This window comes from Sphingobacterium sp. FBM7-1 (assembly GCF_020687765.1).
Lineage (GTDB): Bacteria > Bacteroidota > Bacteroidia > Sphingobacteriales > Sphingobacteriaceae > Sphingobacterium.
This window is the reverse complement of the sequence record NZ_JAJEWJ010000005.1, coordinates 174,834-189,233: the sequence shown is the minus strand read 5'-3', so window position 1 is coordinate 189,233 and position 14,400 is coordinate 174,834. Positions and strand designations below refer to the sequence as shown.

13 protein-coding genes and 1 tRNA gene are annotated in these 14,400 nt (G+C 45.6%); 8 read left to right on the top strand and 6 right to left on the bottom strand.

Translation table 11 applies throughout. The features are described from left to right. Positions 1 to 307: 307 nt before the first annotated feature. The 5 genes from LKO28_RS10700 to dcd all read left to right on the top strand — a co-directional run bounded on the left by LKO28_RS10700 (position 308) and on the right by dcd (position 4,822). Positions 308 to 1,273 carry a helix-turn-helix domain-containing protein gene (locus LKO28_RS10700; protein WP_227694833.1) on the top strand — a complete coding sequence of 322 codons (966 nt, stop codon included), beginning with the start codon at positions 308 to 310 and terminating at the stop codon, positions 1,271 to 1,273. A gap of 658 nt (positions 1,274 to 1,931) precedes the next feature. Then, entirely contained in the window at positions 1,932 to 2,540 is a 609-nt protein-coding gene (locus LKO28_RS10695) for a hypothetical protein (RefSeq protein ID WP_227694832.1), read from the top strand. Positions 2,541 to 2,610: 70 nt separating this feature from the next. Further along, positions 2,611 to 3,255, top strand: coding sequence for a hypothetical protein (locus LKO28_RS10690; protein ID WP_227694831.1), 645 nt, complete (start codon positions 2,611 to 2,613; stop codon positions 3,253 to 3,255). 54 nt (positions 3,256 to 3,309) lie between these two features. Beyond that, a complete protein-coding gene (locus LKO28_RS10685) occupies positions 3,310 to 4,272 on the top strand; it encodes an isopenicillin N synthase family dioxygenase (protein ID WP_227694830.1) in 963 nt (320 codons plus the stop codon). A gap of 13 nt (positions 4,273 to 4,285) precedes the next feature. Continuing rightward, a complete protein-coding gene (dcd, locus tag LKO28_RS10680; protein WP_227694828.1) occupies positions 4,286 to 4,822 on the top strand; it encodes a dCTP deaminase in 537 nt (178 codons plus the stop codon). Positions 4,823 to 4,850: 28 nt separating this feature from the next. Here dcd and prfB read toward each other — a convergent pair. Then, positions 4,851 to 5,928 (bottom strand): peptide chain release factor 2 gene (prfB, locus tag LKO28_RS10675; RefSeq protein WP_227694827.1). Its coding sequence is split into 2 segments (ribosomal slippage): positions 4,851 to 5,867 and positions 5,869 to 5,928, totalling 1,077 coding nucleotides; the frame shifts between segments, so codons are not numbered across the junction. Positions 5,929 to 6,238: 310 nt separating this feature from the next. Between prfB and pgi the strand changes: the two genes are divergently transcribed. Further along, positions 6,239 to 7,885 carry a glucose-6-phosphate isomerase gene (gene pgi / locus LKO28_RS10670; protein ID WP_227694825.1) on the top strand — a complete coding sequence of 549 codons (1,647 nt, stop codon included), beginning with the start codon at positions 6,239 to 6,241 and terminating at the stop codon, positions 7,883 to 7,885. Between the two features lie 68 nt (positions 7,886 to 7,953). Here the strand turns inward: pgi and LKO28_RS10665 are convergent, their stop codons facing one another. The 4 genes from LKO28_RS10665 to LKO28_RS10650 form a co-directional block, all read right to left on the bottom strand. After that, a complete protein-coding gene (locus LKO28_RS10665; protein WP_227694824.1) occupies positions 7,954 to 9,099 on the bottom strand; it encodes a TlpA disulfide reductase family protein in 1,146 nt (381 codons plus the stop codon). Positions 9,100 to 9,211: 112 nt separating this feature from the next. Beyond that, entirely contained in the window at positions 9,212 to 10,033 is an 822-nt protein-coding gene (locus LKO28_RS10660) for a TPM domain-containing protein (RefSeq protein WP_227694823.1), read from the bottom strand. A 67-nt stretch (positions 10,034 to 10,100) separates the two neighbouring features. Continuing rightward, positions 10,101 to 10,565 carry a TPM domain-containing protein gene (locus LKO28_RS10655; protein WP_227694822.1) on the bottom strand — a complete coding sequence of 155 codons (465 nt, stop codon included), beginning with the start codon at positions 10,563 to 10,565 and terminating at the stop codon, positions 10,101 to 10,103. Between the two features lie 8 nt (positions 10,566 to 10,573). Further along, entirely contained in the window at positions 10,574 to 11,152 is a 579-nt protein-coding gene (locus LKO28_RS10650; protein ID WP_227694821.1) for a LemA family protein, read from the bottom strand. A 428-nt stretch (positions 11,153 to 11,580) separates the two neighbouring features. Here LKO28_RS10650 and LKO28_RS10645 point away from each other — a divergent pair, with 428 nt between their 5' ends. Next, positions 11,581 to 13,119: an NAD(P)/FAD-dependent oxidoreductase gene (locus tag LKO28_RS10645; RefSeq protein WP_227694819.1), complete on the top strand. Its 1,539-nt coding sequence runs from the start codon at positions 11,581 to 11,583 to the stop codon at positions 13,117 to 13,119. A gap of 69 nt (positions 13,120 to 13,188) precedes the next feature. Next, a tRNA-Gly gene (locus LKO28_RS10640) sits at positions 13,189 to 13,261 on the top strand. Between the two features lie 114 nt (positions 13,262 to 13,375). Here LKO28_RS10640 and LKO28_RS10635 read toward each other — a convergent pair. Further along, positions 13,376 to 14,338 (bottom strand): energy transducer TonB, encoded by a 963-nt coding sequence (locus LKO28_RS10635; protein ID WP_227694818.1) that lies wholly within the window; start codon positions 14,336 to 14,338, stop codon positions 13,376 to 13,378. Between the last annotated feature and the right edge of the window lie 62 nt (positions 14,339 to 14,400).

Below are 14,400 nucleotides of genomic sequence, written 5' to 3'. Positions count from 1 at the left end.
CCTTTCCATTAATCATTAGGCTTACGGAGCGAAAGTAGTGGCAAACAGGAAAAGAGACAGGATAATTTCGACAAATCATGGGAATCCTTTCTTCATGTAGGAAAGAAACCGGGGCGGCCAGACCCCCAAACCCGGATAAGTTCAAAGCATTATCAGAAGAAAAATCATTACTTTTACAATAAAGAACAACGATCAATTCGTAAACTTCATAAACAAATTAACCAAATGAAAAATAACATCCTTCTATTACTGCAATTATGTGCAGGAACATTGTTCGCACAAGAAAAAAACGGAATATAAACTGACCATGCCCAATAAAAACCTTCTCAACGTATGGAAAGAAACCCTGTCGGCCAGACCCGCGAGCCGGGATACGTTCCGGGGCATGCATTTGGCTGTGCTGCATCAGGCGACGCAACAAAAATGGAATGAACGCCTTCTGCATATCCAGTTTGAAACCCACGATTTTATACTTTGTGAGTTAAAAGGGCATCCCAAGGAACTTACTGGCTACGAATTGCCCCAAAAAGAAGAGGAAATTCTCTGGCTCTGCCTGCAGTTTCTGGGCTCCCTCTCTTTCCCTAGTGGAAAAACCAGTACGGCAGACACGTTTTTCTCTTTTACCTCAGCCAATGAGCAACACCTCCTAACGGTCCCTGCTGGCAAACAATGGGCACTCTTGTTAGGCCTGACGGGCGCATCTCGGCAGCAGCTGCTAGCCGAACAACCCCAGTTGCGGAAACACTATGCGGATCAGGACAGCAACGTCCTGCCTGCGGTAAGCCTTGCTTATAACGAACGGAAATTGCTGGAGCAGTTTTCCAAAAATCTATTCGGTCCCTTTACCACCGTACATCATATCGGCCTGTTATTTGGTAAATGCTATACCGCCTACGCCCAGCAGTTGGATAAGCAAGGAGGACAAGACAAAGACGAAAGTTTAATTCAACTGTATCACCGAGCGATCCAATACATTACGGAGAATTATATGGATGAACAGTTAAATCTTGAAAAAGTGGCTGCCGCATGCCATTGCTCGATAAGAAATATAACACGCGCCTTTCAGGGGCGTCCCACATCCATCACCCGGAGTATTCTACTAATACGTTTGTATAAAGGTCGTGAGCTACTGCACACTCACCCAGAGTGGACCCTTGAGCAGATTGCGGGAATGCTTCATTTTTCGGATGCAAAGCACTTTGCAAACCATTATAAGAAACACTTTCATCGTACACCTAGGGAAGAACGAAAAGTGTGGATCAAAACCAAATGAAAGGTTTATTTTTATAATTCGGCTCTTTTTTTCACAGAAAAACATCATGCTATCCAACAGATAAATAAGTCTTTCGCTTCCTGAAGTAACAACCCTGGCAAATAAGCTATCGTTGCCCGCTTGCAAATGAGCTTCCAAGAAGAAACAGCTCATTCCTTTGACGAACTACCCAGTTGTTTTTGTCCACAAACTGCCGCTTTTGCTGGAAAAGCTTCCTTTTCTATAAAAATGACTACCTCCACCACCCTCCAACATAGTTATTTCGTATGACTACCTATCGTTGCTTCCTCAACAATGAGCTGCTTTTCCGGACAAATTATCTCACCGGACAAAACACCTACTCTTTTTTGTCAACGAACTAAGTCTTCTGCAAAAACAGCTAGTTGTTTTGATAAAACAGCTCATTAATTTCTGTGTCTCATTTCCCCCTGACATTAATCAGAAAACCCGATTAAACACACAATAAAGCACGTTTTTGGGCGATAAATCGTCTAAAAAACTCCTCTCTAAAGGTGTAGAAACAAGCCAAAAAGTTTTTCGGGGTCCACCCAAAGTTGGCCTGAATCTACACCTTTTGCCTGTTTTTGTACCCCATCTTTGTACTGTACGTACAACAGAAGTAATTAATAATTTTTTAAACATCAAAAAACATTACAAAATGTCAAAACCAAATTTTAGATGTAAAAACGCAACGGAATTATTGCGTTATGCAGACCAAATCTTTCAAAAATTGATCGAGAATGAGGATATATTTGTTGATCCCGTTCCAAGCTTAGAAGCATTCGAAACCAGCTTAAGGAAGTATCGCAAAGCATTTGTGGAAGCTTCTTTCCGCGATCAGCGCGCCGTCATCCTCAAAGGACAAGCGGGCAAGGAACTACAGGAGGTTATTTACCGGCTTTCCCACTACGTAGATGCCATAGCCCTAGGCGACCCTGCTATTATTGTAGCCGCAGGATTCCGACCCTCGGAAAGCAACACTGCACGCTATGACCGTACCCCTAAAGCAGAAAACCTGCGTGTATCCCATATACAGGTGGGCTCGGGTATTGTGCGCATACAGGTAAAACCTTGGACACCTGCACGCCTCTACCGGTATGAGTACCGTAAAAAGGGAACGGATGCCTGGGCAAGTATCCTGCATAGCAAATCGACCATTGAGATGCGCGATCTGGATAAATTGCAGGAATATGAATTCCGTGCATCCTACATCGGCCGGGACATCGAACCGAATTACAGCGACGTAATTGCGGCACTGGTTGTCTAGCGCCCTCCCAGTAGAGACGCCCATGCTGGCGTCTCTACTTTAATTTTTATCTTTACAAGAGCTTATAAACATGGAAATAACAACACAATCTCATCCTTTACGTACCATCACGCTCCGGTACGACCGCACGAAACCCGCCACGGACTTCGAAACACTTGCGCTACAGTATTTTCAGGAGATGCACGACCGCACCTGGGAAATGAAACAGCGCATAAACGGCGCCCGTCTTCAGATAACGGGTTTCCAGATTGAAGTCGAAGAGCTGGAAGCCCTGTTCGAGAATGCTAAGGCAAAATTTAACCATTTACAAAAAGCCTACGATACCAATCCCTATAAACCTACGCTTCGGGTGCAACTGAAACGCATACTGGCGGAGCTCCATACTTTTATGGATCGCTTTGTACCCCAACTGGTCAAACTAACCGAGGCGTATTACGCTTATGACGAGTATACCTTTGCACAAGACAAATGGTTGGAGGAGATCGCGCATCCGGCTTTCAACAAGATTTTCGAAAATTATACCGACTGCTCGGTAGATATGGGCTTCTTTGACACGGATCTGGACGACTTCCGAGGGGTACGGAGCTTGGTGAAAAAACAGGAAGGGAAATATTATACGGAAATGGATTCCCTCATCGATAACTATTCAGACTTGAATGAGCTGATAGCGGATTTTTTTAACGCGGTGGAGGAATTCGATAAGGAGTTGATCTAAAAGCCCCACCACTATTAAGCAAGCATAATTTTCTTATCTTTACCCCAAAAAACGATGGCATTAGTAAACATCCCCCGACTGGATTTGCTGCAGTATACACAGGGCAGCGCAGCCCAGCGGGCACAATTTGTACAAGACATAGGACGGGCCTTTAATGAAACGGGTTTTGTGACCGTTGCCAACCATGGGCTGAGCGAAGAACTGATCGACGAACTCTATGCTGTTGTCAAAGCTTTTTTTGAGCTACCCGAAGCGGCTAAACGGAAGTACGAGTTTCCAGAATTGGCCGGACAACGAGGCTATACCGCTAAAGGAAAAGAAAAAGCAAAGGATGCACATACGCCGGATTTAAAAGAATTCTGGCAACGTGGTCAAACCATCGTGGGAGCGGATTACGACAAGCGCGATTTCCCGGATAACATTGTGGTGGAGGAGCTACCGAGGTTCAACGAGGTAACGGGAGAAATCTATAAAAAACTCGAACAAGCCGGACGCGAGCTGCTAAAAGCGATCGCGACGTATTTAACGCTGGAGGAAGATTATTTTGAGCAATACGTCGTCAATGGTAACTCGATTTTGCGGGCAATACACTATTTCCCGATCGAAAACCCGGAAGTGCTGCCAGCAGATGCGGTTCGCGCAGGGGCTCATGAAGACATCAATCTGATCACCTTGCTCATCGGCGCCAGTGCCGACGGCCTGGAGGTATGGACGAAAGACGGGGAATGGTTTCCTATCAGAGCAAAGGGAGAGGATATCGTGGTCAATGTCGGCGATATGCTGCAGCGCTTAACGAATAACAAACTCAAATCCACGACCCACCGCGTGGTGAACCCGCCCCAGGAATTGATGAAGACCTCGCGCTATTCCGTCCCTTTTTTCCTGCACCCCAAAGCTTCCATGAGTCTAGCCTGTCTGGATTCCTGTATTTCGGAGGCGTATCCAAAGGCTTATCCGGATTATACGGCCGGACAATATCTGGACGAGCGCTTACGCGAGATCGGATTGAAAATGTAATAGAAGAAAAACCATGATATTATCAGATAAAAGAATTTTAGAGGAAATAGATAAGGGAAGCATTGTGATCGAGCCTTTCGACCGAAAGTGTTTAGGGACAAACTCCTACGATGTGCATTTGGGCAAATATCTAGCCACCTATAAAGATGCCGTGCTCGACGCGAAAAAGCATAACGAAATCGAACATTTCGAGATATCGGAAGAAGGTTTTGTTTTACAACCGGGCAAGCTGTACCTCGGCGTTACGCTTGAATACACCGAAACACACGGGCATGTTCCGTTTTTAGAGGGAAAATCAAGTACGGGCCGATTGGGAATAGACATCCACGCTACGGCGGGTAAGGGAGATGTTGGTTTTTGCAATACCTGGACGCTGGAGATCTCGGTCGCGCAACCCGTCCGTGTATACGCGGGCATGCCTGTGGGGCAGCTCATTTATTTTGCGGTAGATGGAGAGATCGAAACCTTTTATAACACCAAAGGTAATGCGAAATACAATAACAAAACCATCCGCCCCGTAGAGAGTATGATGTGGAAAAATGCATTTTAAAAAAGAGCTGCGTGTGCAGCTCTTTTTTTTAGAACTCCATCAAATAAGCCTTCAAAAATTCATCAAGATCACCATCTAATACCGCTTGGGTATTGGATGTTTCCACGTTGGTGCGGAGATCTTTAATCAATTTATACGGATGCAGTACGTAGTTACGAATCTGTGATCCCCATTCTATCTTCTTCTTAGAGCCCTCAATCGCTGCGGTAGCTTCCTGCCGCTTGCGCATCTCGATTTCATAAAGCTGGGATTTTAACAAACGCATCGCATTTTCTTTGTTCTGGAGCTGCGAGCGGGATTCTTGGTTCTTGATAATGATACCAGTCGGCTTATGGTGTAAGCGGACGGCCGTTTCAACTTTGTTCACGTTCTGCCCGCCGGCACCTCCCGAACGGAAGGTATCCCACTCCACCTCGGCATCCTTCACCTCGATCTCAATATTATCGTCTACCAACGGATAAACGTATACGGAGGCAAAGGAGGTATGTCGTTTGGCATTAGAATCGAAAGGCGAAATTCGTACTAAGCGGTGCACGCCATTTTCTCCTTTCAGGTAACCGTAGGCAAAATTGCCCGAAAACTGCAGGGTAACGGTTTTAATGCCGGCCACATCGCCTTCTTGGTGATCTTGCTCCACGACTTTACAGCCGTGCTTCTCGCCCCACATGATATACATACGCATCAACATGGAAGCCCAGTCGCAGGATTCGGTACCGCCGGCACCTGCGGTTATCTGTAAAATGGCATCTAACTGATCTTCCTCGGAACTGAGCATGTTCTTGAATTCGAGTTCCTCGACCTGCTCGAGAGTGAGTGCATATTGATCGTTTACATCTTGTTCACTCGCATCGCCAGACTGGAAGAATTCGTACATCACCCCGACATCATCCACCGCGGCGGATACTTCATCGAAATGCTCCGTCCAGAGCTTGATGTTCTTGATTTCCTGCATCACCTTTTCAGCCGCTTTCGTATCGTCCCAAAAGTCGGGCTGCAAGCTGATGGCTGTTTTCGTTGCTATTTCGGATTTCTTCGCATCGATGTCAAAGATGCCTCCTCAGGGACTCTACTCTATCCCTTAAATCTTGTATTTGTTCTTTGGTCATGTTCAAAAGTAAAAAAATTATTTCTATATTCTTATGCCGCTCTAGCCGCGGCACGGCTCATACTTTTTTTCCCGCAAAAAAAGTATGCAAAAAATCTCGCCACTTTAAAATTTTGAATAGAGGGGTAATGCAATTATAATATTCCTACATATTCAAAATTTTATATGTGGCATAAGAGGTCAAGAGTGGGACAATACAATTGTATTTAGTGTTCATGAACTCATTTCGTTCGGTTTGCGCAACTTTTTTCTAAAAAAAGTTGCACAAGAAAAAGCTATATTTGATCTCTTAACAAACAACTTATATTTTTATGTTTCCAAAGATAGATTTCACCAAAACTCAAGCTTACAAATATTTAACAGACCATTATATTTCTATTAACGAGAAATCCTTAAAACAGTTGTTTGCGGAAGATCCGCAGCGCTTTGAGAAATTTTCTGTACAGATAGCAGATATTCTGGTTGATTTTTCAAAAAATAGAATAACCGACGAAACTTTGGCGTTGCTGGTGCAACTGGCGAAAGAATGCCAATTGGGTGAGGCGATTGACGCGATGTTCGCAGGCGAGAAAATTAACCAAACGGAAGGCCGGCAGGTGCTACACACGGCGCTGCGCAACCGCTCTGCCGATGCGGTCATGGTGGATGGAGAAGATGTTATGCCGAAGATAAAGGCGGTACAGGCACAGATGAAAGCTTTCACCAACAGTATCCTTTCCGGCGAATGGAAAGGCTATACCGGCAAAGAGATAACGGACGTGGTGAATATCGGAATCGGCGGCTCGGATTTGGGGCCAGTAATGGTGACCGAAGCGCTAAAAGCTTATAAAACGCGGCTGGATATGCATTTCGTATCGAACGTGGACGGAACGCATATTGCGGAAACCTTAAAAGGCTTGAACCCAGAAACGACTTTATTTTTAATCGCATCCAAAACGTTTACCACACAAGAAACGATGGCCAATGCGCAATCGGCGAAAGACTGGTTTTTAAAATCAGGCGCGGCAGAAGCCGATGTTGCCAAACACTTTGCGGCCCTCAGCACGAATGAAAAAGGAGTAGCGGCTTTCGGTATCGACACGCAGAACATGTTTGAGTTTTGGGATTGGGTAGGCGGACGCTATTCGCTTTGGTCTGCGATTGGTTTATCTATTGCCCTAGGTATCGGATATGATAATTTCGAGCAACTGTTGGAGGGGGCTTACGCTGCGGATGTACACTTCCGGGATACAGAGTTTGAGCAGAATGTACCGGTGATACTCGCATTGTTGGGGGTTTGGTACAACAATTTCTTCGATGCAGAAAGCCACGCGATTTTACCCTACGATCAATATATGCACCGCTTTGCAGCCTATTTCCAGCAGGGTGATATGGAAAGTAACGGAAAATACATTGATAGAAACGGTGAACGTGTTGAATACCAGACGGGGCCGATTATTTGGGGAGAACCCGGCACCAACGGACAGCACGCGTTTTATCAACTTATCCACCAGGGAACGAAATTAATCCCTTGTGATTTTATCGCTCCGGCTGTTTCCCATAACCCCATCGGCAACCACCACCAGCTCTTATTGTCTAACTTTTTTGCACAGACCGAAGCGCTGATGAATGGTAAGCCGGCTGAAGAGGTGATCCGTGAGCTGCAACAGGCGGGTAAAAGCGAAGCAGAGATTACTGCTTTGAAAAATTTCAAGGTATTCGAAGGAAACCGCCCGACCAACTCTATTCTACTGAAAAAGATCACACCATATACATTAGGCAATTTGATCGCGCTGTATGAACATAAGATTTTTGTACAGGGCGTTATCTGGAATATCTTCAGCTTTGACCAATGGGGTGTGGAGCTGGGCAAACAACTGGCCAATAAGATTCTTCCGGAACTGGAAACGGACGAACCGATACATGCACACGATGCTTCGACAAATGGCCTCATCAACCAGTACAAGGCCTGGAGATAACTCATAAAACAACAACGAGGGGCGAAAATAATTCGCTCCTCGTCTATTCTACATATTGCAAGTCGCTATTATTGCAACACTTCACTTAATTTTTCTTCCAACGCTGGTCCGCGCAGGTTAGATGCAACAATCCGACCCTCTGGATCCAACAGGTAGTTTTGTGGAATACCACGGATGGCATACAATGCAACAACAGGGGAATTCCAGCCTTGCAGATCCGATACCTGCGGCCACTGTTCCAGCCCGTCAACCTCGATTGCTCTCATCCAATCCTCTTTTTTCCCGGGACGATCTAGGGATACCCCTAAAACCGTGAAGTTTTTGTCTTTAAATTTCTCGTATGCGGCCACGACTGTTGGGTTCTCCCGACGGCAGGGTCCGCACCAGCTTGCCCAGAAATCCACCAACACATATTTACCTCTTAAGGAAGAAAGTGCCAAATCATTCCCGGCGGTGTCCGGCAAGATGAAATCCGGCGCTAAGGTTCCGATGGCGAGTTTTTCCAGATTGGTTATTTTCTCGCTCAGGTCTTTGCCTAAATCGGTAGCTTTCAAACTGCTGGATAAGCTCTCAAACGCGGGCTTCAAGGCAGTAACATTTTCCGGATTTAGCTCTTCGTTCACAATAACTAGGGAAACATAACTGTCGGGATTATCCTGAATGAAAGCCAAACTGATATCTTTCTGCTTTTTGAAAAGTGCATCTGCCTGCTCCTGCAACCCGCCCATAAAGGCTTCATCTTGTTGCTTTTCTTCCGGAGCAGCGTGATATGTTTCGTTCAAAGCCTCGAAACCTTCGTTTATCACAGACAGCTGGTTATGGTATTTAGCGTAATCGTCGTTGATTGCATTTCCGCGTGCCGTAGCGCCGCTAAAACTTTCTCCTTCTAAATGGATAACCCCTTTCGAAAAGTAAAGGGCGTTCGTCTCCACCTGTTGTCCGCTAGTAGCTATGGCTTGAAGATCCGAGAGGGTTTCTCCGTTTTCGGCCAGTATCAACACGGCCTGCGCCGGCTGTGCTACCGTTCCTTGGTATTTAAACGTCCCACCTGTTACCGAGGTGGAATCGATCAACATCCGTCCGTTGTCCTGATATTGAAAAAATACTTTTGCGCCGTCCGGAATACTATTTATTTTCCCGTTTAACGTAAAGTCTTCCTGGGCAAATAACATCGCTGGAATTGCCCCTAAAATTGTTAATATTCCTTTTCTCATACTCATTTTCTTCTATAAATCTCTTTGGGATAGGAAAACACAATGGGTGTTATCCTCCTTCTCCATTATAACTAACGTATATCTCGGGTGGTTTGTTACAGCAACGGAACAATTACCAGCGGCCACTGGCACCACCTCCACCGAAGCCGCCTCCGCCAAACCCGCCAAATCCACCACCGTCGCCAAAGCCGCCGCTTCCTCCTCCGAAACCGCCGCCTCCGCCGCCGTGTCTTCCCATTCCGCTTAGCAAGGTCCACCAGAAAATATCTGAAGCGCCCTTCCCGGTCATCACCCGACCACCGCGGCCGCCACGGCCTCCTCCTCCGCCTTTGGAAATCACGGAGATAACGATAACGGCGATAATAACGATCAAAATAACCGGAATGCCGCCCCCGCCTTCTCCGCGCTCGCGCGGATCCGCTTTATATTCTCCTTGGGTATAAGCGATAATGGCATTGGTTGCCGCATCCAGGCCCTGGTAATAATCTTGCCGACCAAAATAAGGTCGTATTTCCTGCTGGATAATCCGATGGGCTATAATATCCGGTAAGGCTCCTTCCATACCATAGCCGGTTTGAATGGTGACGGTACGATCTTCCAGCGCGGCTAGCAACAAAACACCATTGTTGTATTTTTTTCCACCCACACCCCACTTTTGTGCCAGCCGTACGGCATAGTCAGCTACGTCATAGCCTTCGGTTGACGAGACTAATACGACGGCGATCTGGTTGGAAGTGGTGTCTTCGAATGCGAGCAGTTTGCGTTCCAGCGCTTGTATTTCTCCAGCGGTCAAGGTACCTGTATAGTCGGTGACTAAGTGATCGGGTGCGGCTGGTAGATTTTGTGCACCAAGCGAAAGAATCGACCCCCACAACACAAAAAACAGCACAACCGCTTCTTTAACCCTTGGTTTAAATATCGTAAATAGTCGCATTGGATTTTTAATTTTTTCATTAGAACAACTTGCTTGCACAAGGCAATGAAGCTTGCAAAAGCTACTTCTATTCATGCCTCTTTTTAATGGGTTGCTCATGCAGGTTTCCAAAATAGATATCATCCGGAAGTTCATTCACATCATCTTCGCTACGTGGAAAATAGGCCTGTAACTGTTCGCCTATATCGTGTATCCCTGCAATCAGTCCCTGCACCAAATCACCCTGACGGAAAAATGAAACCATCAGTTCCTTGGTGTCATCCCAAAAATTAGCAACTACTTTGGTATTGATGCCCCGGTCGCCAATGATCGCAAATTCGTGGTCGTCGAGCGCCATATAGATAAGCACCCCGTTGGCTTGAGCCGTTTTTTGCATTTCCAGTTTCTGGAAATACGTTACGGCAGCATCGATCGCGGAAGCGGCTTTCAGTTTCTTATCGATAACTAAGCGAATTTCTCCAGAGGTCTTGGCCTCCGCTACACTGATTGCCTGAACAATACGATCTTGCTCTTCCGTTGAAAATAGCTCCATATTATTTACTAAAATGCAACGGTAGGTGCCTTATCGGATCCTTCAGCTGCTTGAAACGTACCTTTTGCTTTGAAACCGAAGATACCTGCCATAATGTTATTCGGGAAGCTTCTGACCGTGGTATTATAATCCTGCACGGCTTCGTTATACGCGCGGCGTTCTGTGGAAATTCGGTTTTCCGTTCCTTCTAGTTGAACCTGCAACTCTTGAAAATTCGAGTTGGCTTTCAAATCCGGATAGGCTTCCACACTGACGAGCAATCTGCCGATAGACTGCGATAGCGCGTCCTGTGTCTGTTGATAGTTTGCAATAGCTTCTTCGGATAGATTGGACGGATCGACGGTCACCGATGTAGCCTTCGCCCGGGCTTCTACAACCGCAGTCAATGTACCTTCCTCGTGTTCAGCAGCGCCTTTTACGGTGGCAACTAGATTTGGAATCAAATCCGCACGACGTTGATAGGCATTCTCTACCTGTGCCCATTTACCTTTTACATTTTCATCTTTAGAAACCATGGTGTTGTAACCACAAGAGCTAAACGACAGTGCCGTAAACAAACCAACGATTGCAATAAGTAGTCTTTTCATCTGTGAAGTTTTATTCAAATTTTTATAAAAATACTAATTATCGTTCTTTTTTTTAGAAAAAAAGTAACCAAACCGACCGGAGGGAGCTCAGGGACACTAAAAATATACATTTGTCCCTAAATCTCGTCGCTGCGACATTAAGTGTTAATTGGGGGGGTGCAAAAGCGTAAATAAAGCGATTAATTATACCTCGTAGAAATGCGGAATTAAAGCGGCCTTATATTGTTTTGCGGCCATTTTTGTGCAGGCTATTCCGCTAAAAACAAAATAATGTTTGAGCGAAGCGAGTTTCATTTTGTTTAGGAATAGACAAAGAAAAATAGCAAAACCATATTCAGCCTTGACTTTTTTGTTTCTTTTTTCGTCAAGGAAAAAAGAAAAGAACCTACCTTTGTATTGTTTTCGGAATAAAAACCCGACTCACAGTTATGCAAAAAGAAATTGAAATTGCGGTCGTACCGGAGAAAATCCAGGACACCGAGCACCTGCTCGAGCTTGGTGCCAAACAGTTGAACTTAGAACGCTCCCGTATACAGGGGCACCATATCCGTAAACGCTCCATCGATGCCCGAGGCAGAAAGGTACTGTATCGCATGCGGGTTATTTTCTATATCGACGAACTACCTATTCCCGAAATCTTCACCGCTGCTATCAAACCGGTGCACGATGCTCTGCCGGTAATTATCATAGGTGCGGGCCCCGCGGGTTTGTTTGCTGCTTACCGCTGCTTGGAACGGGGGCTAAAGCCCATCGTCATTGAACGTGGAAAGCAGGTAAAGGAAAGACGGCGTGATCTGGCTCGAATAAACCGGGAAGGTTTTGTCAATCCGGAGTCGAACTATTGTTTTGGCGAAGGTGGCGCGGGTACGTATTCCGACGGTAAACTTTACACGCGGTCGAACAAACGTGGTGATGTGGACAAAGTGTTGCGTATTTTTGTGCAGCATGGTGCTCCTGAAGACATTCTTGTAGATGCGCGACCGCATATCGGCACGAATAAACTGCCGCATATTATAGAAGATATGCGGAATACCATTTTAGAATTCGGCGGTGAGATCCGATTCGATTGCCGCGTGAATGATATCGTAGCCGAATTCGGGCAGGTAAAGGCCGTCCGCACATCGGCTGGAGAGACGATAAAAGCGGATCATGTCATCGTCGCTACCGGGCATTCTGCTCGGGATATCTTCTATCTTTTCCAGCAGAAAGGTTGGCTGATCGAGGCAAAACCTTTTGCATTAGGCGTAAGGATAGAACATCCTCAAGAAATTATTGATCAGGCACAGTATCACTGTTCCACACGGCCCGAAGCTCTTCCTCCAGCGTATTATAGCTTAGTCGAACAGGTTAATGGCCGGGGGGTATTTTCTTTCTGCATGTGTCCTGGCGGAATTATTGCGCCCTGCTCTACGGAAGATAACGAGATTGTGGTGAATGGATGGTCGCCTTCCAAACGGAATAATCCGCATGCCAATTCGGGAACGGTAATCCAAATCAATATGGAAGATGTACCGAACGCTTTCTCTGATCCGTTTGCGCTATTGCGATTTCAGCAGGATATTGAACAGCAGGCTTTCCGTTTAGGTGGTGGTAACCTGGTAGCGCCGGCACAACGCATGGTAGACTTCGTGCAACAAAAAGTTTCCGTTACGCTCCCGGAAAACTCCTATAAGCCCGGTACAAATAGTGTTGATCTGAACCAGGTGTTACCTTCTTTTGTACACGAGGCCTTGCGAGGGGCTTTACCTCTTTTTGGTCAAAAAATGAAGGGATATTATACCAATGAGGCTATTCTGGTGGGTGTAGAGTCGCGTACATCCTCCCCTATCCGCATTCCTCGTGATAAAGAAACCCTGCAACATCCTGAAATAACGGGCCTTTACCCCTGTGGAGAGGGCGCGGGCTACGCGGGTGGAATTGTATCGGCTGCCATTGACGGCATCAATTGCGTGGATGCCATACAATAGCTCCTCTTAAAAATTAGATAAAAGCTATTGACAGATATATTACGAATCACTATCTTTGTACCACCATCAGCGAAAGTAGCTCAGTTGGTAGAGCACAACCTTGCCAAGGTTGGGGTCGCGAGTTCGAATCTCGTCTTTCGCTCAAAAGAGGTTGTTTCCAAAAAAGGGAGCAACCTCTTTTATTTCCGGCTCATTTCATGTGTTGTTTTTCAACAAGTTTATGATTAAACAGACCTTAGAATAACGCGCCTTTTCCTTATAGATTGAGGTGTATGGGTAGAGAATATTTCACGCGGACCGGTATACCTCGCATATATGCCGGACTCCACCGTTTAGCTCCTTTGAACGCCGCTATACCGGCCTGGCCGGTTCCATATCCTAAATCTTTTGCGATAACAAAATTCGACATTCTTCCATCCTTTTCTACGACAAATTCGATTTGAACAACTCCTGAAATTTTGTTTTGTATAGCACTTTTTGGGAATCGATAGTTTTGGGCGACGAACTTCCGCAAGGCGATAATTCCTCCCGGATAGTCTGGATTTACCCTAAATTTGCTGGTATCATAAGGTGTTTCAACGCCTGTTGAATCTTTTGTTACACCAGAAAGTAATTCTCCGTCACGATACGTTTCCGTAAAAGTGTACTTATCATTCAGAAAAGTACCGCTCCATTCGCCTACCTTTTTATGGGATTTATAATGCCCTTGCTCTAGATTATTACGTTCATCCAAAACAGCAAAGCCATTCCCGTTTTCGAGATGTTTTACTCCGGATGAATCTTGATAAAGCAGAACCAAAGGGTCTTGTATTTCTATTTTCTCTTGGCTATCCATTGATGATGGGTAGAAATAGACGATTTTGAGTCTTCCGTTTTCATGAAAATAAAATGCGGAATCAATGAGCGTACTGTTGTTCGTATAATTCTCTTTCGACTTTAGCAAGCCGTTTTCAAAAAACTCACATTTCTCGCCCACGAATTGATAACTACCTTTGCGCTGATAGGTACCTCTCAACTTAGGTTTATTGGTGCTGAGATAGATTTCTTCTACGATAGGCTTTCCCCCTTCTTCCGCAGGGACGGCAACCGTTCTGCTATAATAGGCTTCCGCTTTGCTTTTCGTCTCTCTCCCTTCCTTGGTATGAAAAGTTTGGGCCTGCGCAAAGACCCATGGGGTCCAGCAGAAAAAGATGGTGAAAAAATAAAAGAATTTTATCATAAGGACATATCTTGAAGACCCTAAAATAGGACCTTTTTTTAAGACGGCAAAAAATGCTAAAA